The sequence below is a fragment of the Planococcus sp. 11815 genome (genome assembly GCF_051096385.1).
Classification (GTDB): Bacteria; Bacillota; Bacilli; order Bacillales_A; family Planococcaceae; genus Planococcus; species Planococcus citreus.
On sequence record NZ_CP096991.1, the window covers coordinates 528,708 to 552,738 of the forward strand.

General features: G+C 50.4%; 25 protein-coding genes. 18 read left to right on the forward strand and 7 right to left on the reverse strand.

The window, feature by feature from the left end; genetic code table 11:
* Positions 1-6 precede the first annotated feature (6 nt).
* On the forward strand, positions 7-1,128 hold the full coding sequence (locus M1Q06_RS02785) for an NAD(P)/FAD-dependent oxidoreductase (RefSeq protein WP_434401447.1): 1,122 nt from the start codon (positions 7-9) through the stop codon (positions 1,126-1,128).
* 222 nt (positions 1,129-1,350) lie between these two features.
* On the opposite strand, the gene M1Q06_RS02790 is transcribed toward M1Q06_RS02785, so the two are convergent.
* On the reverse strand, positions 1,351-2,580 hold the full coding sequence (locus tag M1Q06_RS02790; protein ID WP_434401448.1) for a helix-turn-helix domain-containing protein: 1,230 nt from the start codon (positions 2,578-2,580) through the stop codon (positions 1,351-1,353).
* A 227-nt stretch (positions 2,581-2,807) separates the two neighbouring features.
* Between M1Q06_RS02790 and M1Q06_RS02795 the strand changes: the two genes are divergently transcribed.
* The 3 genes from M1Q06_RS02795 (at position 2,808) to M1Q06_RS02805 (ending at position 5,486) form a co-directional block, all read left to right on the forward strand.
* The gene (locus M1Q06_RS02795; protein ID WP_434401450.1) at positions 2,808-4,097 is read left to right on the forward strand and encodes an MFS transporter; all 1,290 of its coding nucleotides are present in this window, start codon (positions 2,808-2,810) and stop codon (positions 4,095-4,097) included.
* A 128-nt stretch (positions 4,098-4,225) separates the two neighbouring features.
* Positions 4,226-5,080: an SDR family oxidoreductase gene (locus M1Q06_RS02800; protein ID WP_121300960.1), complete on the forward strand. Its 855-nt coding sequence runs from the start codon at positions 4,226-4,228 to the stop codon at positions 5,078-5,080.
* Positions 5,081-5,168: 88 nt separating this feature from the next.
* Positions 5,169-5,486, forward strand: a complete 318-nt coding sequence (locus tag M1Q06_RS02805) for a DUF5658 family protein (RefSeq protein ID WP_434401452.1) — start codon at positions 5,169-5,171, stop codon at positions 5,484-5,486.
* Positions 5,487-5,522: 36 nt separating this feature from the next.
* On the opposite strand, the gene M1Q06_RS02810 is transcribed toward M1Q06_RS02805, so the two are convergent.
* The 4 genes from M1Q06_RS02810 to M1Q06_RS02825 all read right to left on the reverse strand — a co-directional run bounded on the left by M1Q06_RS02810 (position 5,523) and on the right by M1Q06_RS02825 (position 9,892).
* Positions 5,523-6,710, reverse strand: coding sequence for an MFS transporter (locus M1Q06_RS02810; RefSeq protein WP_434401454.1), 1,188 nt, complete (start codon positions 6,708-6,710; stop codon positions 5,523-5,525).
* 139 nt (positions 6,711-6,849) lie between these two features.
* Positions 6,850-9,237, reverse strand: a complete 2,388-nt coding sequence (locus M1Q06_RS02815; protein ID WP_101189504.1) for a heavy metal translocating P-type ATPase — start codon at positions 9,235-9,237, stop codon at positions 6,850-6,852.
* 66 nt (positions 9,238-9,303) lie between these two features.
* Positions 9,304-9,525 carry a copper chaperone CopZ gene (gene copZ, locus M1Q06_RS02820; protein ID WP_434401456.1) on the reverse strand — a complete coding sequence of 74 codons (222 nt, stop codon included), beginning with the start codon at positions 9,523-9,525 and terminating at the stop codon, positions 9,304-9,306.
* Positions 9,526-9,571: 46 nt separating this feature from the next.
* Positions 9,572-9,892, reverse strand: coding sequence for a metal-sensitive transcriptional regulator (locus M1Q06_RS02825; protein WP_058381787.1), 321 nt, complete (start codon positions 9,890-9,892; stop codon positions 9,572-9,574).
* A 285-nt stretch (positions 9,893-10,177) separates the two neighbouring features.
* Here M1Q06_RS02825 and M1Q06_RS02830 point away from each other — a divergent pair, with 285 nt between their 5' ends.
* A complete protein-coding gene (locus M1Q06_RS02830; RefSeq protein WP_180958518.1) occupies positions 10,178-10,321 on the forward strand; it encodes an Lmo0850 family protein in 144 nt (47 codons plus the stop codon).
* A 41-nt stretch (positions 10,322-10,362) separates the two neighbouring features.
* Here M1Q06_RS02830 and M1Q06_RS02835 read toward each other — a convergent pair whose 3' ends face one another.
* Positions 10,363-11,547, reverse strand: coding sequence for an FtsW/RodA/SpoVE family cell cycle protein (locus M1Q06_RS02835; protein ID WP_101189506.1), 1,185 nt, complete (start codon positions 11,545-11,547; stop codon positions 10,363-10,365).
* Between the two features lie 157 nt (positions 11,548-11,704).
* Between M1Q06_RS02835 and M1Q06_RS02840 the strand changes: the two genes are divergently transcribed.
* The 7 genes from M1Q06_RS02840 (at position 11,705) to M1Q06_RS02870 (ending at position 19,760) form a co-directional block, all read left to right on the forward strand.
* Positions 11,705-12,475, forward strand: coding sequence for a hypothetical protein (locus tag M1Q06_RS02840; protein WP_101189507.1), 771 nt, complete (start codon positions 11,705-11,707; stop codon positions 12,473-12,475).
* Between the two features lie 124 nt (positions 12,476-12,599).
* Entirely contained in the window at positions 12,600-13,670 is a 1,071-nt protein-coding gene (locus tag M1Q06_RS02845; RefSeq protein WP_101189508.1) for a D-alanine--D-alanine ligase, read from the forward strand.
* A gap of 13 nt (positions 13,671-13,683) precedes the next feature.
* The gene (locus tag M1Q06_RS02850) at positions 13,684-15,042 is read left to right on the forward strand and encodes a UDP-N-acetylmuramoyl-tripeptide--D-alanyl-D-alanine ligase (RefSeq protein WP_404336371.1); all 1,359 of its coding nucleotides are present in this window, start codon (positions 13,684-13,686) and stop codon (positions 15,040-15,042) included.
* Positions 15,039-15,734 carry an alpha/beta hydrolase gene (locus M1Q06_RS02855; RefSeq protein WP_434401460.1) on the forward strand — a complete coding sequence of 232 codons (696 nt, stop codon included), beginning with the start codon at positions 15,039-15,041 and terminating at the stop codon, positions 15,732-15,734. Before M1Q06_RS02850 ends, M1Q06_RS02855 begins: the two co-directional genes overlap by 4 nt.
* Before the next feature lie 336 nt (positions 15,735-16,070).
* A complete protein-coding gene (locus M1Q06_RS02860) occupies positions 16,071-17,573 on the forward strand; it encodes a DEAD/DEAH box helicase (RefSeq protein WP_121300968.1) in 1,503 nt (500 codons plus the stop codon).
* Between the two features lie 152 nt (positions 17,574-17,725).
* Positions 17,726-18,205, forward strand: a complete 480-nt coding sequence (locus M1Q06_RS02865) for a PH domain-containing protein (protein WP_121300969.1) — start codon at positions 17,726-17,728, stop codon at positions 18,203-18,205.
* Positions 18,198-19,760, forward strand: a complete 1,563-nt coding sequence (locus M1Q06_RS02870; RefSeq protein WP_434402799.1) for a PH domain-containing protein — start codon at positions 18,198-18,200, stop codon at positions 19,758-19,760. Before M1Q06_RS02865 ends, M1Q06_RS02870 begins: the two co-directional genes overlap by 8 nt.
* A gap of 17 nt (positions 19,761-19,777) precedes the next feature.
* On the opposite strand, the gene M1Q06_RS02875 is transcribed toward M1Q06_RS02870, so the two are convergent.
* Positions 19,778-20,392: a rhomboid family intramembrane serine protease gene (locus tag M1Q06_RS02875; RefSeq protein ID WP_216969114.1), complete on the reverse strand. Its 615-nt coding sequence runs from the start codon at positions 20,390-20,392 to the stop codon at positions 19,778-19,780.
* A gap of 68 nt (positions 20,393-20,460) precedes the next feature.
* Here M1Q06_RS02875 and acpS point away from each other — a divergent pair, with 68 nt between their 5' ends.
* The 6 genes from acpS (at position 20,461) to M1Q06_RS02905 (ending at position 24,031) form a co-directional block, all read left to right on the forward strand.
* Positions 20,461-20,814, forward strand: a complete 354-nt coding sequence (acpS, locus tag M1Q06_RS02880; RefSeq protein WP_434401463.1) for a holo-ACP synthase — start codon at positions 20,461-20,463, stop codon at positions 20,812-20,814.
* Between the two features lie 16 nt (positions 20,815-20,830).
* A complete protein-coding gene (gene alr / locus M1Q06_RS02885) occupies positions 20,831-21,979 on the forward strand; it encodes an alanine racemase (RefSeq protein ID WP_434401465.1) in 1,149 nt (382 codons plus the stop codon).
* Between the two features lie 44 nt (positions 21,980-22,023).
* Complete coding sequence (locus M1Q06_RS02890; protein ID WP_058381777.1) at positions 22,024-22,308, forward strand: hypothetical protein; 285 nt, start codon at positions 22,024-22,026, stop codon at positions 22,306-22,308.
* A 4-nt stretch (positions 22,309-22,312) separates the two neighbouring features.
* Entirely contained in the window at positions 22,313-22,663 is a 351-nt protein-coding gene (locus tag M1Q06_RS02895) for a type II toxin-antitoxin system PemK/MazF family toxin (protein ID WP_058381776.1), read from the forward strand.
* 178 nt (positions 22,664-22,841) lie between these two features.
* The gene (locus tag M1Q06_RS02900) at positions 22,842-23,672 is read left to right on the forward strand and encodes an RsbT co-antagonist protein RsbRA (protein WP_434402801.1); all 831 of its coding nucleotides are present in this window, start codon (positions 22,842-22,844) and stop codon (positions 23,670-23,672) included.
* Entirely contained in the window at positions 23,669-24,031 is a 363-nt protein-coding gene (locus tag M1Q06_RS02905; RefSeq protein ID WP_058381774.1) for an STAS domain-containing protein, read from the forward strand. Before M1Q06_RS02900 ends, M1Q06_RS02905 begins: the two co-directional genes overlap by 4 nt.

Here is a 24,031-nt window from a genome sequence, read left to right on the forward strand (position 1 = left end):
AGAAAAATGAAATCGATCATCATCATTGGCTCCGGCATCGTCGGGGCAAGCGCGGCATATTACGCAGCAAAAGCAGGGAACAGCGTCACATTGATCGACCGGGCGGACCGCGGCCAGGCGACAGGCGCGGCAGCAGGCATCGTCTGCCCATGGATCTCTCAAAGGCGCAACCAGGCCTGGTACCATCTCGCTTCGAACGGCGCCGCTTATTACCCGGTGCTCATCAAGGAACTTGAAGCGCTCGGGGAGAAAGAGACCGGATATAAACAAGTGGGCATCGTCAGCATTCACGAAGAATCGAAACTCGACAAAATGGAACAAAAAGCGCGCGAACGCCAAGCGGGATCACCTGAGATGGGCGAACTCGAACGATTGACCCCGGAAGAAACAAAAGCCCGGTTCCCGTATGCCGGCGACCGTTACGGCTCTTTGTATGTCAGTGGGGCGGCGCGTGTCGACGGCAGCGCTATCCGTGATGCACTGATCCGTTCCGCCAAGCGGTTAGGCGCCAAGTTCATCCAAGGTGACGCCAAGCTGCTGATCGAAGCAGGGCAGGCGACTGGCGTGGAAGTGAACGGGGAGAGCTTGGCTGCTGACCGGATCATCTCTGCCGGTGGTGCGTGGGCAGCGGAGCTGTTCAAACCGCTCGAGCTTCACTTGAAAGTCGTTCCGCAAAAAGCGCAGATTTTGCATTTGCAATCTGCCGACACGGGAACAGGCGAATGGCCGGTTGCGATGGTGCCGTTCGGGCAATACATCGTGCCGTTTGAGGACGGGCGCATCGTTGCCGGTGCGACACACGAGAACAATACAGGTTTCGACGACAAACTGACCGCCGGCGGCATTTTTCATATCTTGGAGAAGACCTTGGACGTCGCACCAGGGCTTGCTGCAGCTGAGTTTACGGGAGCCGCGACCGGGTTTCGCCCGGCGACACTGAGCGCCTTGCCGTTCATCGGGCAAGTGCCGGGGCAAGCGCAGCTTTTCGCGGCCAACGCACTCGGCGCATCAGGGCTTACGGCGGGACCGTATCTCGGCATGCAGCTCGCGAAACTTACCACTGGCGAAACAACCGACCTCGACATTGGTTTATATGATATTAAAGAAGCTTTCGAAGAAATTAAATAGGAAAAGGCAGGAGACCCGGGTCTCCTGCCTTTTCTGCATTCAAGCATCAAAGCCGTGTCTCAATATTTGAAGAAGCGTTTGCTCAGTAAAGCTTGTGCTTAATATTGTAAAGCATTACATCGCACAAAAAATTGCTCAGTAATGCTCTGCATTACCTCGCAAAGATAAGCTCTCACGTAGTTCGAGCTTATCTTTCCTGCCGTTTTATGTGGACGTTGATTATTAGTCTGCCTTGCCAAAGATTTTCCGGTGCGTCTCCAAGATAAACTGTTTATACGGCAGATCCGGCATCGGTTCGATCAATTCTTTTGCTTTTTGGGCATAGATTTTCGCTTGCTCATGCTCGTCTAATTGTTCATAGATCAAGGCCATATAGGCTTCTTTCTCATAGTGCATCGATAAATCATACGGGTGGTGGATGAAACTGTTCATGCGGTGTTGCTTGAAGCAGTCTAGCGCTTCCTCAATCCGATCCATGCCGAAAAGTGCCTTGCCTTTTTCGAGGAAATAAAAATCCTCTTCATCCAGCAGATTGCGTGTTTCCTCGAGCAGCTGGTCTGCCTTTTCGTATTCATGAGTGAAAGAGTTCAAGTAGTGGATTTCGATGGCATTGGCGTAGGCGTTGATTTCCGGATCATCCGAAAATTCCGCGAAAAGTTTAAGTTTCCCCACATAATAATCTTTGCGTTCCAAATCTCCTGCGAGCAAAGCTTCAAAACCGGCAAGCCTGTAAAGCGCATTGATCTGGTAGAAAATCTGATGTTTCCTGGAATATTCAATCGCCTCTTCCATCAAACGGCGGGCATTCTTTTGATCGCCTGTCGCGGAGTACAGGATAGACTCATAATAATCGAAGTCCAGTTTTTTCAGCGGATCCAAAACGCCGCTTTGTTCTTCGATGGTTTTCCGCGAAGCCTGTAACGATGCCAAAGCTTCTGTGTACTGGTGTTCAGTGAATTTCATCAGCGCTCGGAACATATGAAGATCAGCGACAGAATTAATCAAATGCAGTTGTTCATAAATCGCTTCCGCCCGGTCGAACGCTGGTTTCCAATCGTAACGTTTCGTTTGATAGCAGCAGCGGCTGTAGATTTCAAGCAGCCGCGCCGATTCGTAGCGGAACGGCAATTTCTCTACGTAAGGATGAATGCGTTCTGCAATTTCCTCAAAGCCCGACATCACCTCGTCGCTTGTGCCCGAAACGTTCCGGCGCTTTTCTTCAATTTCATCGAGCAAAGCGCGAAGCTCCGCGGTTGGCATCTCCTGGAGCAATTCATTGCGCTCGATCCCAAGCCGCTCCGCGATATAGGAAAGGCTCTCCATCGACGGATTCGCTTTGTTGTTCTCGATCAAACTGAGCATGCCCTTCGACAGTTGATCTCCGGCAAGTGCTTGCAAAGTCAGGCCTTGCTGTTTTCGTATCTGTTTAATCCGTTCCCCCAATGATGCCATAAACTCACCTGCTTTTTTAGTATATTTAGTGGCGCCATGCTTTCATGCATGCGCCGATTCTTTTGAAAATGTGATTTTCACTTTCATTGTAAACCAGCTGGATGCCACGCGCCGGAATGGAATTAAAAATATAGTTTAATTATATTAAACTTTTTCTTGTAATGCGAATAAAAGCATGATATATTTTGTTTAATTAAATTAAACTTATTGAAAAGGGAGCGAGTAACATGAACGAAGCGGGTAAAATCAAACAGGCTACGTACCATCTGTATACGTTCACCATCAGTAAACTGATTTCCACATTCGGCAGTTCGGTTTACGCATTCGGCATCAGCCTCTACGTCCTGGCTTTGACCGGTTCCGCCGCCAGTTTCGCCATCAATTTGATCTGCAGCATTCTGCCCCGGACCTTGTTTGCGCCGTTTGCCGGTTATGTCGCGGATAATTACCCGAAAAAAGCCGTGGTGCTGCTGTCTCAGGCAGCGAGCGTCTTATCCGTCGGCGGGCTATTGCTCTACAGTATGTCGAACGGCTTGTCGCTGGCAGCGATTTACACGGCGACCGCATTGATTTCCGTCAGTTCCATGTTCACAAGCGTCGCCTTTTCATCTTCCATTGCCAATTTGATCGACCCGGACCGTATCCAAAAAGCGATGGGCTATAACCAATCGGCTCTTGCCATCGCCACGATCGGCGGGCCGGTCATCGGCGGCATGCTGTTCGGCTTTGTGTCGATGAACGTTTTCCTACTGATCCAAGTGATCGCCTATGCACTTGCTGCGGTACTCGAAGCGACGATGAACTTCCGGCTCTATACAAGACGCGCCGAAACAGAGTCTGCGGAAGACAAGCAAGGCGTTTGGCAAGGCATGAAAGAAGGCGCAGTCTATCTACGGAAAAACCGCGTCATTACCGTCATTGTCACAACGGCTGTCGGATTGAATTTCTTCTTCTCCGCCTTGATGATTGGCTTGCCGTTCATCGCCGTCCAGCAATTAAAAGTACAAGCCACGCATTTCGGTTTCATCGAAGCGATGATTGCGCTCGGCATGCTGCTGGCATCGATTTATTTCTCGGTGCGCAAAGAAGTCAAATTCCCGCTGCAATTTTCCAAGCGTGCCATCATCGTCATGTCGCTGTTGCTTGCGGCGGTCTCCTTGCCGCTTATTGCCGGATTGTCCTATTGGGGCAATGTCATTTACTTGCTCGTCTTGATGCTGGCGTTCGGCATCTCCAATGTCTTCGTCAACACGCCAATCGGGGTCATGATGCAAAAAGACGTCGACGAAGAATACCGCGGCCGCGTCTTCGGAATCCTGGAATCGATGGCGATGGCCATGATGCCGCTTGGCTATTTGCTGTTTGGCTTGCTCTATGACTTGGTGCCGGCGCAATATGTGTTATGGGCTTGCAGCCTATGCCTCTTAATCTTGACGGTTTACAGCATGCGCCCGGCCATCATCCGCGAAGCTTATCCCGAGCTTGCGGAAAAGCCATTTGATAAAGTTTTGTCCTGAATCTGCAACAGCCGCCTTATTTCCAGTAGACGGCTGTTTTTTTGCGTCCTGGAAGTTCCATGTTTTAGGAGAACGCGGAAAGGGAAAAGCGGAGGAGATATAAAACTCGAGAAAGGTGGAGATGCACGATGAAAGACAAAGTGGAAAAAGTGCCGGCGCAGCATCAGGAGCGCCAGCCTGGATTTGAGAATGAAATGAAACCGCACCCGGATTTCCAAGGAAATCTGGCGGGCGCCTCGCAGCGTTTGCCTGGCAAAGCAGCACTCATAACCGGCGGCGACAGCGGAATCGGCCGCGCCATTGCCGTCGCTTTTGCAAAAGAAGGGGCAGATGTAGCAATTTCCTATTTGGATGAACACGAAGATGCCGAGGAAACGAAACAGCTTGTCGAAAAAGAGGGACGCAAATGCCTGCTCATCGCTGGAGACATCGGCGACGAAGCATTTTGCAAACAAGTCATTTCTCAAGTGATCGAGAAATTCGGGAAACTCGATGTGCTGGTCAACAACGCCGCAGAGCAACATGTACAGGAGTCGCTAAAGGACATCACAGCAGAGCAACTAGAGAAAACATTCCGTACCAATGTCTTCAGCATGTTCCACCTGACAAAAGCGGCACTGGACCATTTAAAACCTGGTGCATCGATCATCAATACGACGTCGATTACAGCATTCCGCGGCGAGCCAAGCTTAATTGATTATTCGTCTACAAAAGGTGCAATCCTGGCATTCACCCGCGCCTTGTCCGGATCGCTCGCAAAAGAAGGCATCCGGGTTAACGGAGTCGCACCCGGCCCGATCTGGACACCGCTCATCCCGGCTTCTTTCCCAGCGGAAGAGGTCGAAGGATTCGGAAGCGGCACGCCGCTCGGGCGGCCAGGGCAACCCGATGAACTGGCCCCGGGATATGTCTATTTGGCTTCAGACGACTCATCGTACGTGACGGGCCAAGTACTTCATATAAATGGAGGCACTCCATATTAAGCGTTTTTAGGCATTCAATCAGTCGAACTGATCGAATGCCTTTTTTATCCATAATAAAATTAATTTACAGGGAGGAGAGGTGCGTGACATGTCCGAGCAATTGAGAACGCCGCTAAAGAAACCGATCTGGACATTGGCCGTGTTGAATTTAGCGGATGGTTTTTTGACTTATTGGGGGCTGCTTGCGGGAGCGATCGAAGAAGCGAATCCTTTGCTCAGCGGCTTGCCGCCGCTTGCGATCTTTTCGGTTAAGCTGTTGTTGTCCGCCTGCCTTGCCGCGTTCCTCTTCACCCGGCTCGTGCGGCTCGAGTCCCGAATCTGGCGCTATTTCCTTCTGGCAGCCAATTTTGTGTATGTTGGCATATTGTCGCTTCACATCATCTGGATCGTTTTATTGTATCTATAAAAAAATCCCCGGACAGCTGGGCTGTCTGGGGATTTTCTATGCCGGGGTCTGGCCGGCTTCTGATTCCGTATAGCGCAATGATTTTTTCGAAGCTTTGAAAAGGACAATCAGCGCAATGCTGAAGATGGCAAGCGCGCCGGAAAGGTAATAGATCGCGCCCGATTGCATCGTCAATAGCCAAGTGAAAAACAAGGGCCCGATGATGCGCCCGATATTATCCATCGAGTAAGTCATGCCGGCCGCTGTGCCGTATTTGCCGCCCGCTTCTTTCGAAGTGAGCGAGACGAGCACGGTGCGCGCGAGGGCGTTGCCGGCAGTGAAGATGCTGAGTGCGACACCTGCAAACACCAAGCTGGTTGTAAACGGCAATAGCACCAAGCCTAGCGCGGTGACGATCTGTGCGCCGATGATCCATTGCGTCTCGGTGCCGTTTTTTACACGGCGGACAACGCCGCCTTGAATCGCGGCATCCACAAAGCCAGAGGCCATGAACAAATAGCCGAGCTGGAGCGGGGTAATTTGGATTTGGTCAATCTGGAACAATTGGAATGTCGACTCCAAGCCCGCGAGCAGGAACGTCACCATGAAAGAGAACAGGAACAAATAACGGATACGGTAATGCCAAAGCGTGCTGGCGCCTTTTGGCAACAGCTTGCGTTTGACTGCTTCGCCTTTGCGGACCGGTTCTTTCAAGACGATGCTTGCATAAACCATCAACAATAGCACAAGGGCAGCTGAGGCGGTGAATGGCAAGGATAAGGAGACCGCGCCGAGCAAGCCGCCGATCGCCGGCCCGAATATAAAGCCGAGCCCGATCGACATGCCGAGAAGGCCCATGTACTTATTGCGCTCTTCATCAGTCGTGATATCCGCAACATATCCCGTGACGGCTGTATAAAGCGCACCCGAGAACAAGCCGCCGATAACGCGAGACATGTAAAGCAGGATAAGATTATCGAGAAACAGCGAGAACAGGAAAAAACTGAGCGCGAATCCGGCAAGCCCGACCAAGATCAGCTTTTTGCGGCCGGTGCGGTCGGATAATCTGCCCCATAACGGCGCGGTGAAAAAGGACGAGAGGGCATATATCGTAATTAATCCTCCGACGTGGATGTCCGCATAACCTTGCTGGACGATCACTTCAGGGAGTATCGGAATGATTAGGCCGAAGCCAAGATAGACGAAAAACTGGACGGACATGAGCAATAAAATGGTTTTCTTCATAAAGGAATTCCTGCTTTCTGCAAAGACTGGTGTTTTCATTTTACTCTTGTTTGCCACTCAGAACAACGGCAGCCGAAAAAAGATGGACAACGAAAAAGCTCCCGCTTGCCTGATGGCAGCCGGGAGCTTTGGGAATCGTTTACTTATTCAATTTTACGCGCTGCAAACGCAATGCGTTCATGACAACGGAAACGGAACTGAACGCCATCGCGGCGCCTGCGAGCCAAGGCGCGAGGAATCCGGCAGCGGCGATCGGAATGCCGACCGAGTTATAGGCGAGCGCCCAAAACAGGTTCTGTTTGATGTTGCGGACGGTCAGGCGGCTCATGCGGACGGCATCCGCAACGCGCATCAAATCGCCTTGCATCAAGGTGATGTCGGCCGCTTCCATGGCGATGGCAGTGCCAGTGCCCATGGCCATGCCGATATCGGCGGTCGCAAGTGCCGGTGCATCGTTCAAGCCGTCTCCAGCCATCGCGACTTTGCGACCTTGTTCTTGCAGTTTCGCAACATGTCCCGCTTTTTCAGCCGGCAGGACACCGGCGACGACTTCATCGATGCCGACTTGTCTGGCGATGGCATCGGCGGTGCGCTGCTGGTCACCGGTCAGCATGACGACGCGCAGCCCCATGCGTTTCATTTCTTCGACGGCGGCTTTTGCAGAATCCTTGATCGTATCTGCGACAGCGATAAGGCCCGCGTATTTTCCGTCGATGGCAATGAACATCGCAGTCTTGCCGTCTTGTTCCAATCGTTCGGCCGCTTGTTCGTCCACTGTAATGCCATCGAGCAAGCGGCGGTTGCCGACCCAAACATCCTGGCCATCTACATTCGCTTTGATGCCGTGTCCAGGAACTGCTTCGAATCTGCTGACACCAAGCCCTGCAGCCCCGAAGTCTGCAATTGCCTGTGCAACGGGGTGCTCGGATTCGCTTTCTGCGCTGGCAACAAGCCGTTTGACTTGTTCGGCATCGACATCCGGCACTGGGATAAAGTCGGTAACAACCGGTTTGCCGTTGGTGATGGTCCCGGTCTTATCGAGCACGATCGTGTCGATATGTTTCGTCGTTTCCAAGGATTCCGCCGTTTTGAACAATACGCCTTGTTCAGCGGCGCGTCCAGAACCGGCCATGATCGACGTCGGTGTCGCAAGCCCCAGCGCACACGGGCAGGCGATGACGAGAACGGCGATCGTGCTGGTCAATGCTGACCCGAAATCTCCAGGGGCGACGAGGAAGTACCAGATCAAGAAGGTCACGATCGCAATGCCGACGACAATCGGAACGAAAATGCCGGAAATTTGGTCGGCGAGCCGTTGAATCGGCGCTTTCGATCCTTGCGCCTGTTCAACGACACGGATGATATTTGATAGTACGGTATCTTTGCCGATCTTATCGGCGCGCACTTTCAACGAACCATTGGCGTTGACGGTTGCGGCGTATACGGCGTCGCCAGCCGACTTATCGACCGGCAGGCTTTCACCTGTCAGCATCGATTCGTCAACGGCGGAACTGCCGGAGACAACCGCTGCATCGACAGGGATCGAAGCGCCTGGTTTGATCAACAGGATATCGCCTTCTTTGACGTCTGCGATCGCAACACTGACGAATTCTTCGCCGCGTTCGACGAGCGCATGCTGCGGCTGCAGCTTCATCAGTTTCTTGATGGCGTCGGACGATCGGCCTTTCGCACGCGCTTCAAATACTTTGCCGAGAACGATCAAGGTGATCAAGACGGCGCTCGTTTCGAAATACAAGCCCATATTGTGGCCCATGCCTAGGTTGGCGAGGACCAGATAGACGCTGTAGAAATAGGCGGCCGAGGTACCGAGTGCGACCAATACATCCATATTGGCGCTTTTGTTTTTCAATGCGAAATAGGCGCCTTTATAGAAGGTCGCGCCGACCCAGAATTGCACCGGTGTCGCGAGCGCCCATTGCACGAACGGATTCATCAGGAATTCCGGGACGTACATCCAAGACGTGAACGTGAAATGGCTGAACATCGTCCATAGGAGCGGCAACGAGAAAGCGGCAGATATCCAGAATAGGCGGGTCTTTTTCTTGATTTCCTGTTCCTTGTAATCGGTCGCTTCCTGTTGGTCCTGCTCAAGCACGGCGTCATAGCCGAGCGATTGGATTTTTTGAACGAAAGCCTCAGGCGTTAAGGTTCCCGGGCTGTAGACAACGTGGCCGCTTTCTAGTGCCAAGTTAATCGTCGCGTGTTCAACGCCGTCCATTCGATTCAGCGCCTTTTCAATGCGCGCCGAACAGTTCGCGCATGTCATGCCTTGGATCGAAAAGTCGACTTCTTCTTGCTGGATGCCATAGCCGAGCTGTTCGACTTTTTGATGCAGATCGCTCAGTTTGGATTGTTCATCATCGTAATTGACCGATGCTTTTTCGGTTGCAAAATTGACCGTCGCCGACGATACGCCGGGAAGTTTCTGCAAGCCTTTCTCGACCCGGTTTGCACATGCGGCACAGGTCATTCCGGTGATCGGCAATTCCGTTTGCTTAGTAGCCATGTATAATCCCACCTTCATACCTTATAGGGGTATATTGTTTTGAAAAAAATAACTGCGTTTCCGCAGTTATTCGCTTAATGCCGCTACATCATAGCCTTGATCTTCAATAGCCGAGGCGATTTGTGCGACATCGACATTCGCGCTGTCATATGTGACATCCACTGCGCCTTGCTCAAGTGAAACGTCGACTTTTTCGACGCCGGGAAGTGCGCCGACGCTGTCTTCTACGGATTTGACACAATGTTGGCAACTCATGCCGCTTACTTGCAAATGAACTTGTTCTTTCATGAAAAATTCCTCCTTGTTGTAAGGTAAGCGAATCGCTTCCTTTATATTATTTCCTCATCAGCTTTTGAAAAGTGACGAGCAGTTCATCCAGGATCTCTTCGTCGCCTGAAGCGAGGCGGTCTTTGACACAGCCTTTTAAATGCCCGTCGAGCAGCACTTTCGTCACGCTGTTCAATGCGGACTGGGTAGCTGCCAATTGCGTGATGATGTCATCGCAATAGACATCCCGGTCCACCATGCCTTTGATGCCGCGCACTTGCCCTTCGATGCGATTCAGCCGATTCGTCAAATCACGTTTGACCGAAGGAGGATGGTGGCTTTTTCTGCAGGCATCTGGGGATGGCATTTCTTCGATTGCTTCACTCATTCAAAACCCCTCCAATTATTCGGATAGCGAATCGTTCACCGGCTTGATCCAATCGATAAGTGAACAGTTTCGATTACACCCCGAGTATACCTTAAGGGGGTATGAGCTTCAAGAGATTAACTCAAGCTTTGCATTTGTCATCAAATTGATACGTTTGAAACTCTGAAATGATGGTATTATATACGTAGATAAAGAAAAGTCAACTATTTCGAACGGAACAGTCACATCAGCGAGATCTGCACACGTCCAAATAGCAACAACTACTCCCCGAAGAGGTGATTATGGATGATTAAAAATGGAGAGATCCGCAACATTGTATCAAACCTTGCAAAACTTGGCGTCCAAGCGAAGATAACAAAATCCCGTGTAGAGCTGAGCAAAACCCTATCATTGCCTCAGCCGCCGCAAGCCTCATCGCATTCTTCATAAGAAAACTCCGACGCCCAATGCGCCGGAGTTTTTTATTTTGCTTATGAATTTTGGCTTGAGCGGTCGAACATATAGTTCTTGTGATGGAACCGCATGCTGAATACGACGCCGAGCGCCAGCATATTACCAATTAAGGAACTGCCACCGTAGCTGATGAAAGGAAGAGGAATTCCGGTGATCGGCAGCAATTGAATTGTCATGCCAATATTCTGGAAGACGTGGAACGTAATCATCGCGATGATACCGGCGCACACATAGGTGCTGAAAGTATCTTTGAACTGGATCGTGATTTTCGTCAAATGATAAATGAGCATGAAGAACAAAATAATGACGGCGCTTGCCCCGATAAAGCCGAAATCTTCAGAGATAACGGTAAAGATGAAATCGGTGTGGTTCTCCGGCACATACACTTGGCGGCCTTGATAACCTTTTCCGAATACTTCTCCCGAACCGATCGCATTCAAGGCAGCGATCAAGTTATAGCCGCCCGATTCCGCGTAGGAGTAAGGATCAAGCCAGGTGTAGATCCGTTCGAACATATACGGCTTCAAACCGAAGCGTCCCAGCAATTCCTGCATATTAAGCGTCATCCACAATAAAGTGACGCCGATGAGCGCAACGCCGCCAAAGCTTGGCAAGATGATTTTCCATGAGATTCCGGAGACGACCACAATAGCCAATGTAATGGCGATAAATACGAGCGCCGTTCCAAGGTCGGGTTGCAACAAAATAAAGCCGAGCGGTACAGCGAGCATCGCCGCAATTTTACCGAGCAATAATAAATCGGTTTTGATGGTGCTCAGCAAATGATGTTCATGATGCGAAGAAATCATTTTTGCGAGCGCTAAAATGTAGAAGGTTTTCATGAACTCGGCTGGCTGGATATTGACGAATGGCGTGTGGAACCAAGCTTTTGCGCCATTGATCGGCTGTGCGATCTGGCCTTGCCCGTCCGGTGCGATCATCAAGGCGAATAAGAGCAAAATGCCCGCTCCGTATAAATAATACGCCATTTTCTTGTATTGATCGGTATCGAAGTACATCAATACCGCGATCATCCCTGCCGACACGATATAGAATAGCGCCTGGCGCGGGACGAAATTGGTCAAGTACTGCCCCGAAGTCTGGGCAGAAGAGATCGCGACCAAGCTGACGATGAAAAACAGGAACAATATAAAGGTGAGCGACCAATCGAAACGATCGGAAAAGCTCTTGTTAGTTTGCATATCAATTCACCCATACTTTTCTTAATCTATAACGCCCATCATTATACAGCATATGCCAAACTTGTGCGCATGCAAAAAGTAATGACGATTTGAAAACAGGAATGTTTCCTAACGGGCGCCTAAGCCGTATAATGGGATAGGAAATGGAGTGGGGCACATGGAGAAAAAGCCGTTGAAGACGGATTTTTACATACAGCATTTATATATCTATGTGAGCGAAGCGGACCGGATGGCGCTTTTTAGCGGTTTTGGCTTCGGGCATTTTCTCGAAGCGGTCGACATGCCGGAGAATCTTTTGCTTTTGAAGCATCCGTATGAGGAAGCTTCTTTTAATATGCACACCCATCTGGACTTCGCAACAAGAGAAGAATACAGTCAATTGAAAAGGGCCCGCTCTAACCGGAAAAGTGAGTTCTGCTGGGTGGATTTTCGAAGTGAAAAGCAATTGAATTCACTGACTGCGCAGGAGCAGGCGGAACTTCTCTACTTAGGGCATAAAAAAGAACCGGTGAAAAGCCCATTCTTCACGACGCTGCAAAACGAGTATGTATATTTGGCGGGCGAGGAAAAGGAATGGACCAAGATCTATTTCCGGCGCATGGAAAAACTCGGTGCATTGATCGCTAATCATTTTACGCAAATCATCCGCAAAGAAACGAACGGCCAACATTTTTTCCGCCGCCGGATGAAGGACTTGATACCGGAGTTGCCGAAAGAGCAATTCCATAAATTGCGCATGGACATGGGCGAAGGGGTGCTGCTGTCGCTGGCTGACCCTGAAAAAACGAAAAATACGATTGAACTCCACGTCCGGACCGTCGGCGAGATCGATTTCATGGATGAGTTCTGGGAAGATCTCGGGGAAACGATCGGCAAGCCGCTATCGGGACGGATTGTCTACGACCGAAAACAAAAAGGCTGGAAATGATACCTGGTAAGACGTGGGTATCATTTTTTGTTCGGGCGATTTTACAGCCGCTGACAAAAAGATTTTTCGGCTGACAACGTTCGTGATAAACTAAGCAATATGCAAAACGAAATGAGGGTCACTAATGAAAAAACGAATTGGGCTTTTATATGGCGGCAAATCCGCTGAACACGAAGTATCGTTGACAACAGCCAGCGCATTCTCTAAAGCGCTTGATTTTGATAAATACGAAGTTTACCCGATCTACATCACACAAGAAGGCGAATGGCGAAAAGGTACTCCTTTAGCTGGGCCTGTTTCTTCTATAGAAGAGCTTCAAATCGAAGGGGAAGCGGAACGTAAAAATGATATCTCCAGTTTCCTTCCAACTGGCAAAGAGCCGGCGCTCGACGTCATCATCCCGCTGCTCCACGGGCCGAACGGAGAAGACGGCACTGTACAAGGCTTGCTTGAAGTAATGAATTTGCCGTATGTCGGAAACGGCGTTCTTGCTTCATCCGCTGGCATGGACAAAGTGGTCATGAAGCAATTGTTCGAACAAGCCGGTCTGCACCAGACGCCTTACGTCTATTTCCTGCGCCGCGATTGGAAAAACAGCCAGGACCAGTGGTTGGATAAGGTCGAGCAGGAGTTAACGTGGCCAGTATTCGTCAAACCGGCAAACCTCGGTTCAAGTGTCGGCATCAGCAAAGCCGAATCGCGCGAAGAACTGATTGCCGCGGTGGAGGAAGCACTAAAATTCGACCGGAAAATCGTCATCGAACAAGGCGTTGTCGGCCGTGAAATCGAAGTCGGCGTGCTCGGGAACGATGAGCCGGAATGCTCGGTGGCAGGCGAAATCAAACCGTTGAAAGCTTTCTATGACTATCAGGCAAAATACAAAGACGGCAACACGGCGATGATCATCCCTGCAGAACTGCCGGAAGCGGTTTATGCAGAACTTGTCGATTCCGCCAAAAAAGCTTTCAAGATCCTCGACTGTACGGGACTCGTGCGCGCAGACTTTTTCGTGACAGATGCACATGAAATCATCATCAACGAAGTCAATACCTTGCCGGGCTTTACGCCGTATAGCATGTTCCCATTGTTGTGGCAGCATACCGGCCTTGAGTATCCAGACTTAATCGAGAAACTTATCGCGCTTGCTATTGAACGTTTTGAAGAAAAACAATTATTGCAATTTAAAATGGATTGAGTGGGGAGAACCTATGGAAAAAACGATTGAACAGATAGCCGATTGGCTGGACATCAAGACGAATTTAAAAGGGATTGAAGTGACTGGCGTGTCGATCAATACGCGGACGCTGAAGCCGGGCGATTTGTTCATTCCGTTCCGCGGCGAAAATGCCAATGGGCATAAATATGTCCGCTATGCGATCGAAGCGGGGGCTGCCGCTGCATTATGGCAGAGCGACGAACCGGAGCCGCCGTCCGATTTGCCTTTATTGATCGTTGACGATTGCGAAAAGGCATTGCAGGAAATGGCGCGCGCTTACCGCAATGAATTGAAGGCGACCGTGATCGGCATTACCGGATCCAACGGCAAAACCTCGACGAAAGATCTGGTCGCGAGCGTCTTGAAGCCATACTATAAAGTCCAGAAAACGCAAGGCAATTTTAATAATGAACTCGGGCTGCCACTGACGATCCTGTCGTTGGATGAAGACACCAAATACGTGGTCCTCGAAATGGGCATGAGCGGCTTCGGGCAGATTCAGTTCTTGTCGGAGCTTGCACGCCCGGACTATGCGGTCATTACCAATATCGGCGAAGCGCATATGCAGGACCTCGGATCGAGAGAAGGCATCGCCGAAGCGAAGTTCGAAATCGTCGCCGGGCTCGAACAGCATGGCAAGCTTTTCTACGACGGCGATGAGCCGCTATTACTGCCGTTTGTCGAAGATTTCACACAAGCGGTATCGTTCGGCTTCGGGCCGGACAATGAATTGAGCGTGACTGATATTAAAGCGACCGAAGACGGCAGCAGTTTCTTGGTCAATGGCATCATCGACGCGAAGTTCGCCATCCCTGTGCTTGGCGAACATCAGGTAAAAAACACCTTGCCTGCGATCTTAATTGCCCTAGAAGCTGGATTGACGGAAGAAGAAATCCGCCGCTCGTTGAAAAATGCTGCGCTGACCGATATGCGCATGCAGCTGGTCCCAGCTGATAACGGTGCGGTCTTCATCAATGATGCGTACAACGCGGCGCCGACTTCCGTAAAAGCGGCACTGAACTTCATCCGTGAGACGACAATGAAAGAAACGAAATGGGCAGTGCTCGGCGATATGCTAGAACTTGGCGAACACGAACAGCGCTTCCACGAGGAGCTGGCAAATTCGATCGGCCCGGAACTCGAAGGCGTCTGCTTGTATGGCCCGCGCATGAAATGGCTGTATGACAAACTGGCCACTTCTTATGAAGGGAAATTATTGTGGAGCGAAGACGATTACGGCCCGATCATCGACCTTTTGAAGAAAAACGTCAAGAAAGATACAGCTGTTCTCGTCAAAGGTTCGCGTGGCATGGCGCTTGAAAAAGTCATCGAACCGTTCACCAGCCAATGAAAACCGGCGTCTTGTGCATCCATGGGTTTACCGGCGGGCCGTTTGAAGTCGAGCCGTTTGCCGATTACTTGAACGAGCAGACGGATTGGGTCATTGAAATTCCAACATTGCCTGGGCATGGCGAAAAGCTTGAACTCGGTGAACAAAGCGCGGAAGTTTGGATGATGGAAGCGGAGCTTGCGCTGAAACGTTTGAAAGCGAAAGCCGACCGCGTCATCATCGTCGGCTTCTCGATGGGCGGACTGATTGCACTTTATCTGTCGATGCGCTACAAGATCGACCGGCTCGTGTTATTGAGTGCCGCGGTAAAATATATCAGCCCGGTGCAGATGCGGGCAGAAGTGCGTGGAGCGCTGCGCGATTTGATCAGCAAACGGATCACCCAAAATGCGCTGTACCATTTATATGAATACAAATTCCGCAATACCCCGCTCCGTTCGACTGTCGAATTTTTGCGTGTTGTCAAAACAGTGGAACCGTATTACCACCTGATCGATGTGCCGGCCTTCATCGTCCAAGGGGAAAAAGACGGCATCGTCCCGCCGTCCGCAGCCCAGCACATTTATGACCATCTGGGTTCCGGGGAAAAGCACCTTTATCACTCGGCAACCGGCAAGCATCTGATCTGCTATAGCGACGACGCCGATGAATGGTTTCCGAAAGTCTTGGAGTTCATGCGCAAGGAACAGTAAACTGATAATTGGAACCTTTGCATATCAATTGCATGTCAAGGTGAAGCGTGTTATTCTGTTTAGAGCAATGGATACATTTTTGAGACACTCTTCCTCCGTGAAGAGGTTTTTTTTGAGCATAAACGGTTTGTTCTACTTACTGGGGAAGACAACCCCGCTGTGCAGACCGCTCGGCAACGACCGAGCTTTTCCTGTTCACACATCCCCTCTGACTTAAAACTCCAGAGCATGATTTTCGACGTGAAAGTTCTTAATAAAGGCTCGACCTTGTCATAAATTCATCTAAAATGTGTACCATTTGTAAATAAGATGAAGACAAAAGGAGATTGAAAAAATTTGGTTAAATTTACAGAATTAAACATCAGCGAAACAACATTGAAATCCGTAAGACGTATGGGCTTTGAGGAAGCGACACCTATCCAGGAAGGCACAATCCGCCTGGGCATGGAAGGCAAAGACATTATCGGGCAAGCACAAACAGGTACTGGTAAAACAACCGCTTTCGGTATTCCGTTGATCGAGAAAATCGACACACGCGACGGAAATGTGCAAGGTTTGGTCATTGCACCGACACGCGAATTGGCGATCCAAGTTTCTGAAGAACTTTACAACCTAGGTAAAGACAAAAACGTGCGCATCTTGTCCGTATTCGGAGGCCAGGAAATCGGCCGCCAGATCCGCGCTTTGAAAAACCGCCCTCAAATCATCGTCGGCACGCCTGGTCGTTTGCTTGACCACATCAACCGCCGCACGCTGAAACTTGAAAACGTCAATACACTCGTGTTGGATGAAGCTGATGAAATGCTGAACATGGGCTTCATCGAAGACATTCAGTCAATCATGTCGAATGTCCCTGAAACCCGTCAGACGCTTCTGTTCTCTGCAACAATGCCGGATCCGATTCGCCGCATCGCAGAAAAATTCATGAAGACACCTGAAATCGTTAAAATCAAGTCGAAAGAAATGACTGTCGAGAACATCGAGCAGTTCTATGTGAAATCCGTAGAACGCGAGAAGTTCGACATCCTTTCCCGCTTGTTGAACGTTCAACAGCCGGAACTTGCAATCGTCTTCGGACGTACGAAACGCCGCGTCGACGAATTGGCGAAAGCTTTGAATCTCCGCGGTTACCTTGCAGAAGGAATCCACGGCGACCTTAGCCAAGCGAAACGCATGTCTGTTTTGAAGCAATTCAAAGCAAACAAAATCGACATCCTTGTTGCAACTGATGTAGCAGCACGCGGTCTTGATATCTCAGGCGTATCACACGTATACAACTTCGATATCCCGCAAGACCCTGAAAGCTATGTTCACCGTATCGGCCGTACTGGCCGTGCAGGCAAAAAAGGCGTAGCCGTAACGTTCGTTACACCACGCGAAATGGGCTACTTGTCAATCGTTGAAAGAACGACGAAGAAGAAAATGGAAGCTCTAGTTCCTCCGACTGCTGACGAAGCGGTTATCGGACTTCAGCGTGTTGCGATGGAACAATTGGAAACAATGACTGAGAAAAACAATCTTGGCAGCTATCGTGAACTTGCAACAGAAATGTTGGACAAGCACGATGCAGTTGATTTGATTGCAGCAGCACTTAAAACGCTAACGAAAGATCCGGAAGATGCTCCTGTCCAAATTACTGAAGAGCGCCCATTGCCATCACGTGGCGGTGGCGGCTACAAAGGTAAAGGTGGCGGACGTTCATCCGGCGGCGGATATAAAGGCAAAGGCGGCGGCGGACGCTCGTCTGGCGGTGGCTACAAAGGCCGTCGCGAGTCATCAAGCTCAAGCCGTCCTTCAGGCGGAGGGCGTCCAGGACGCACTCGCCGTCACGAATCCTAAAATCCAATCAATAAGATAACAAGACGGAGAACCGGCAGCAACTGTCGATTCTCCGTCTTTTTTGTCGTTTCGGAATAAGGTACAATGAAATGAAACGTTCCGGTTCATGAAACGTATAGATGAAGAGAGTACTCTTGATTGGAGATGACATAATGAACCATCAACCGAAAAACCGGATCTCTCGAAAAGGGCTGACTGTCTGGCGCCTCTATGGAATGATCGAGACAGTGGTCGTCGCAGTGCTGTTGGCCGGTGTAGGCACTCTTACATATTTTTTCGACTGGCCAAATTGGATCTATGCCGCAGCGGGCGGATTATTAGTGCTGTTTGCTTTTCTATTCGTTTATTTATTCCCGAAAATCCGTTGGGAAAGGTGGCGCTACGAAGTGCGCGACCAGGAAATCGAATTGCAGCACGGCTTGTTCATCGTCAAACGGACGCTTGTGCCAATGGTCCGCGTCCAGCATGTCGACACCGAACAAGGACCGATTCTCCGCAAATACGACCTGTCGGAGATCTCCATTTCGACTGCGGCGACAACCCATACCATTCCAGCATTGATTACAGAAGAAGCGGATGAACTGCGCTCCCGTATTTCCGTGCTCGCAAGGGTGGCGGAAGATGATGTCTGAGACGCGCTATAAACTGCATCCGATTTCAGCACTCATTAATTTCTTGAAAGGCTTAAAAGAATTGATCTTGCCTTTTGTTATCATCTTCGGCGCAAACTTATTCCGCGAGGACGGGATCTCGGGCATGTTCAACCAAGGCTGGCAAGGTTTATTGCCGCTGCTCATCGGTGGCGTGGTGTTGTTGTTCATGCTGATTGCCGGCATCATCAAATGGAAACGCTTTGTCTATTGGTTTGAAGATGGGGAGCTGCGGATCGAATACGGGTTGTTCGTCAAAAAGAAACGCTACATCCCGTTTGAGCGCATTCAAAGCCTGAATTATACGGAAGGGATTTTCCACCGGCCGCTTGGGCTTGTTAAAGTCAAAGTCGAAACGGCAGGATCCGGAAAAGCGGGGCAGTCGGAGGCGGAACTGACCGCCATTTACCGTGCAGAAGCCGACCGTATCGAACAGGAAATGCATATGGCGAAGCGGGGCTACGCGGCGCAGAGGGTTGAAAAACTCTACGGGCCGGCCGAAGCAGAGCCGCTGCAAGAAGAAGTCGCTGAAGAACCGGCACGCGTATTGTACCGGATGAGCATGAAGGAATTATTGGTGCTCGCCACGACTTCCGGGGGAATCGGCGTCGTCATTTCCGGTGTCGCTTTATTCCTGTCGCAGTTTGCTGAATTGATTCCTTACGACGCAATCTACGAGGAAGTCATGCTGTTTATGCGTTTCGGCTATCTAGTCGTTGCATTGACCGTATTTGCCGGGCTATTGCTTGCATGGGTCATTTCGGTGGCCATGACACTCATTGCCAATTATCAATTCACCATCCATGCTGATGATGAACGGATCTACATTACACGCGGCTTATTGGAGAAGAAAAAAGTCTCTGTGCCGTTCAACCGCGTACAAGGCATTAAAATGACGCAAAACCCGCTGCGCCAATTATTCGGCTATGTCAACGTCACGGTCGAAAGCGCTGGTGGGACCTTGGCTGATAAAGATGAAAAGATCCGTTTGTTCCCGCTCGTGAAGCAGGACAAGATGAAGCCAGTCCTGGATGAGCTGTTCCCGGATTTCGACTGGTCTCCGGAATTGACGCGCCTGCCGAAAAGAAGCCGCCCATTCTTTTACCGCCTGTCGATCGGCTGGTTCGTTCCGGCATTCGCGGCGCTCGGCTATTTCTTCTATCCTTATGGCCTATGGGCGATTGCGGTCGTTCCAGTCATCGTTGCCATCGGCCTCTGGCAGCACCGTTCGGCGGGATACGCCATCTCGGGGCGCCAGTTGACGGCGCAATTCCGCGGCATCAGCCTGCACCGCTTTTACATGTTGAAAAAACGCATCCAAGTAGTTGCGGTAACACGGACGATTTTCCAGCGCCGCCGCGATGTCGCGTCTGTCCATGCGACGATCAAATCAGGCATGCTCGGAGCCACCGCGCTAGTGCCGAATCTGGCTCGGGAAGATGCCGAACGCATCCTGGCCTGGTATGAGCCGTCAAGGCAGCGCCAGTCAATCGATCAGGAACCAACGAAAAACCCTCAACCGAATGAACTCGGCTGAGGGTTTTTTCATGAAGGTCAGCGGCGGTTTTTGGCGCGCCAGCTGACGATGCGTTTCGGGTGGAAATAGCTAAGGCCGATCAGGAAACCGGTAATCATGCCGGCGATATGGGCCGTGACGTTGATGTTCGGTGTCACAAATGTCATGACTATACTAATGACGATAATCGGGAGTATAATTTGTTTGAGCTGCGGCAACGCACGGCCACCGTAATAGACGAGCGCACCGAACGCACCGAAGATCCCGAAGATCGCGCCACTTGCCCCGACATGTACATAATCGAGCGGCTGCAGGAAATATGTGGCTGCCGATGCGAAAAGGCCAGCCAGCATATAAATCGTGATAAAACGCACCTTGCCGGTCAAACGCTCAAGCTCTGGCCCGAACAGGAACAGCGAGAACATATTGAACAGCAAGTGCATAAATCCGCCGTGGAGGAAAATCGGTGTTACAAAACGCCACCACTCGCCGTTCGCGATGTGGAAGTTCGAACCGACGCCGTAATAATAAATGTATTCGCCGAGCATCGGCAAAAATGTCAGCAAATGAATGAGGACATTCAATGCGATCAAGGTCGAGACGACGGGATACATTCTTAAGTACTGTGAAAAACTTTCTCTTCTGATAAACAATAAGGTCACCTCAATTTCATAGCTTTATTATACCCGTTACCCATTTGCGAATGAAAGGAGAAACCTTTATGATAACAGGAATCGGTCTTGATATTGTCGAGCTGGAGAGAATCCGCAAGCTCGATGAAAGATCTTCGAAATTCCGCGAGCGTGTCCTGACCGAATCGGAGCTTGCCGAATATCTTCTATTGAAGAATAAACGCAGAACCGAATTTTTGGCGGGGCGTTTTGCGGCGAAAGAAGCATTCGCCAAAGCCCGTGGCACCGGAATCGGCGCAGCATGCCCTTTTTCGGATATGGAAATCAGAAAAGATGAAAATGGCAAACCCGGCATGTTTTTCCGCGGTGCGGAATGCGGGTTTGTTTCAATCACCCATTCAAAAGAATTTGCCGCCGCGCAAGTTGTTTTGCAAACCGAATGAACAGGATGTGTAGACTATGGAAATGTATCGACCGACAAAAGCAGTTATCAACTTAGAAGCAATCCGCAATAATCTGGCGGCATTCCAAAAACGTGCTGGCGACGCCAAAGTGATCGCAGTCGTCAAAGCGGACGGCTATGGCCACGGGGCAGAAGAAATTGCCCGCACCGCCATTGAACACGGCGTCCGCATGCTCGCGGTCGCGACGCCAGATGAAGCATTGTTATTGCGCCGTGCAGGAATCGAGCAGGAACTCCTCGTAATGGGGGCAGTGCCTGCTGCATTCGTGCCTGTCGCGCAGCGCGAAAATATCATCGTTACCGCTCTGTCGCTCGAGTGGATCGAGACGGCTGAAAAATCCGCTGTATCAGGGCAGCCGCTGCGCGTTCATTTGAAAGTCGATACCGGAATGGGGCGTCTTGGCATACAGCCTGAGGAAGCGCAGGCGGCATTTGCCAAATTGGCTTCGGAAAAGTTTTCATTCGAGGGCATCTTCACTCATTTCGCTGCAGCAGACGATGAGGACCCGACACTTTTTGAGCAGCAGGTTAAACGTATGAATGGCGTCTTGGAGCAATTGCCGGAAGGAGTCATGGTTCATGTGTCGAACAGCGCGGCCGCACTCATGCATCCATCTGTCGCTTGCGATGCTGTACGGATCGGCATTTCGCTCTACGGCATTGCGCCCTCGCCTTATGTCGGCGAACATTCGCCGATCGCGCTTGAGCCGGCACTGGGTCTGGAAACGGAAATCGTCCACATAAAAAGAGTACAGCCGGGTGCGACGATCAGCTACGGCGCCACGTACCGGAGTGAAGAGGAAGAATGGATCGCCACGCTTCCTGTTGGCTATGCGGACGGCATGCTGCGCGGCTTGCAAGGGCAAGAAGTGCTGGTGCGCGGCGAACGGGTACCGATTGTCGGGCGCATCTGCATGGATCAATGCATGATCCGCTTGAAAGAACAGCTTCCGGTCGGAGAACCGGTCCAGTTGATCGGCCGCCAAGGGGAAGAGGAAGTCTTGATCGACGAATGGGCCGAAAAGCTGGACACAATCCCCTATGAGATCCCTTGTATTTTGACAAAGCGGGTTCCGCGCGTCTATGTGAATGGCACCAAAAATGCCGGATCGCCTTTTCAGTCGAACGATTCAATGGTAAGATGAGAAGGTAAACTAGACAGAGATCGGGATTTTCGGAGGTGTCGGCTGTGTACGAGAAGTCAAAGACGAAAGAAGTGGTGGTCAAGTTGCCGAAGCAATTCATGTCGGAGCTTACTGCCCATTCAGATGAACGCATTGAGGAGAACGGTGAATTCATCTACGTATCCACTCAACGGGTAACAAAAAATGTCTACGATTCATATCATATTCGGGAAGCGATGATCAAGGGCTACGTGGAAATGTCGCAGATCAACCTGTCGATTGCCTGCGAATGTTCGCACGCTGAGTACGAAGCGGAGCACACGACAGTGCAACTCGTAAGCGGAGGGTGACAACTTGATTGTAAAACGCGGGGATGTTTTTTTCGCAGAATTATCACCGGTCGTCGGGTCCGAGCAAGGCGGGACCCGTCCGGTCTTGGTGATACAAAACGATATCGGGAACCGGTTTAGTCCAACAGTGATCATTGCGGCGATCACCGCCCAGATCCAGAAAGCCAAGTTGCCGACGCACGTGGAAATCAACGCCAAAAAATACGGCTTTGAGCGTGATTCTGTTATTTTGCTTGAACAATTGCGGACAATTGATAAATCGCGTCTGACCGATAAGATTACACAGCTGGACGATGCGTTGATGGAAAAGGTGGATGAAGCCTTGGAAATCAGTGTCGGACTTGTAAAATTTTAGCATACATACTCCATGGAAATACCCCGAGATGGCTTTTCTCGGGGTGTTTTCGTATAGAAAATCATCATAATCGGGACGGTTCATCAAAAAAGATGTGAAATGCTTCGTTTTCCGATACAATGGATAGACAAGTATGAAATTGTGGCTGCAAGGGTCACCGGGAGGGTTTTACGACAAGATGAACAAACAAATGGCTACATATATACAAGAAAACATGACCGACATCATTGCCGAATGGCAGCAAATGATGAGAGATGAGAAGGACGAACCTTCTTTCCAGGTGATGTCGGAAGAGATGGTGAACCAGACGAGCCGTGAATTCGCTGGGCTGATGACTTCAAGTCTTCTTGAAACCCATCAGGTCTATGAAAACCGCTTGCAGGATTTTGCCGAGAAAGTGGTTCGCCTTGGCTGGTCCATCACGTTCATGACGAAAGCAATCGATCATTTTGCTGAAATCGTCTACGAAGGAATGCGTGATGCCGGTACCATCCATTCAAACAACATGGATGGATTTATCCATGAATTTGCGAATTGGGCCACGCCGATCCGCAACAGTATGATCGACACGTACTCTAAAACCTGGGAGCGGACGGTCAGCCTGCAGAAGATTGCATTGCAGGAACTGTCTGCTTCCTTGATCCCGGTTTTCGACAAAGTTTCTGTCATGCCGCTCGTCGGAACGATTGATACGGAACGGGCGAAATTGATTATGGAAAACCTGCTCGACGGTGTCGTCAAGCATCGTGCAGAAGTGGTGTTATTGGATATTACCGGCGTGCCGGTCGTCGATACAATGGTGGCCCACCACATCATCCAAGCCGCAGATGCCGTGCGTTTGGTCGGGGCGAAATGCATGCTCGTCGGGATCCGCCCGGAAATTGCCCAGACAATTGTAACGCTCGGCATCAACTTGAATGACTTTACGACAACAAGCACATTGCAGCGCGGCGTAGAACAAGCGTTGGCTTGGACAAACCGAAAAATTGTGGAGGTTGAGGAAGTATGAATGTGAGAATCCCAATTCTAAAACTGAAAGATACATTAATTGTTTCGATCCAATGGGAACTGGATGACCAGACAGCTTTGCAGTTCCAGGAAGATCTTTTGACTAAATTGCACGAAACCAGCGCCCGCGGGGTGGTCATTGATTTGACCTCCATTGACTTTATTGATTCATTCATTGCCAAAGTGCTGGGAGATGTCATCAGCATGTCCAGCCTGATGGGGGCAAGAGTGGTTATTACCGGTATCCAGCCGGCAGTTGCCATCACTTTGATCGAGCTCGGAATTCGACTTGAAGATGTTATGACGGCACTTGACCTAGAGAACGGCTTGGAGAAACTTCAACTGGAATTGGAGGCTTGA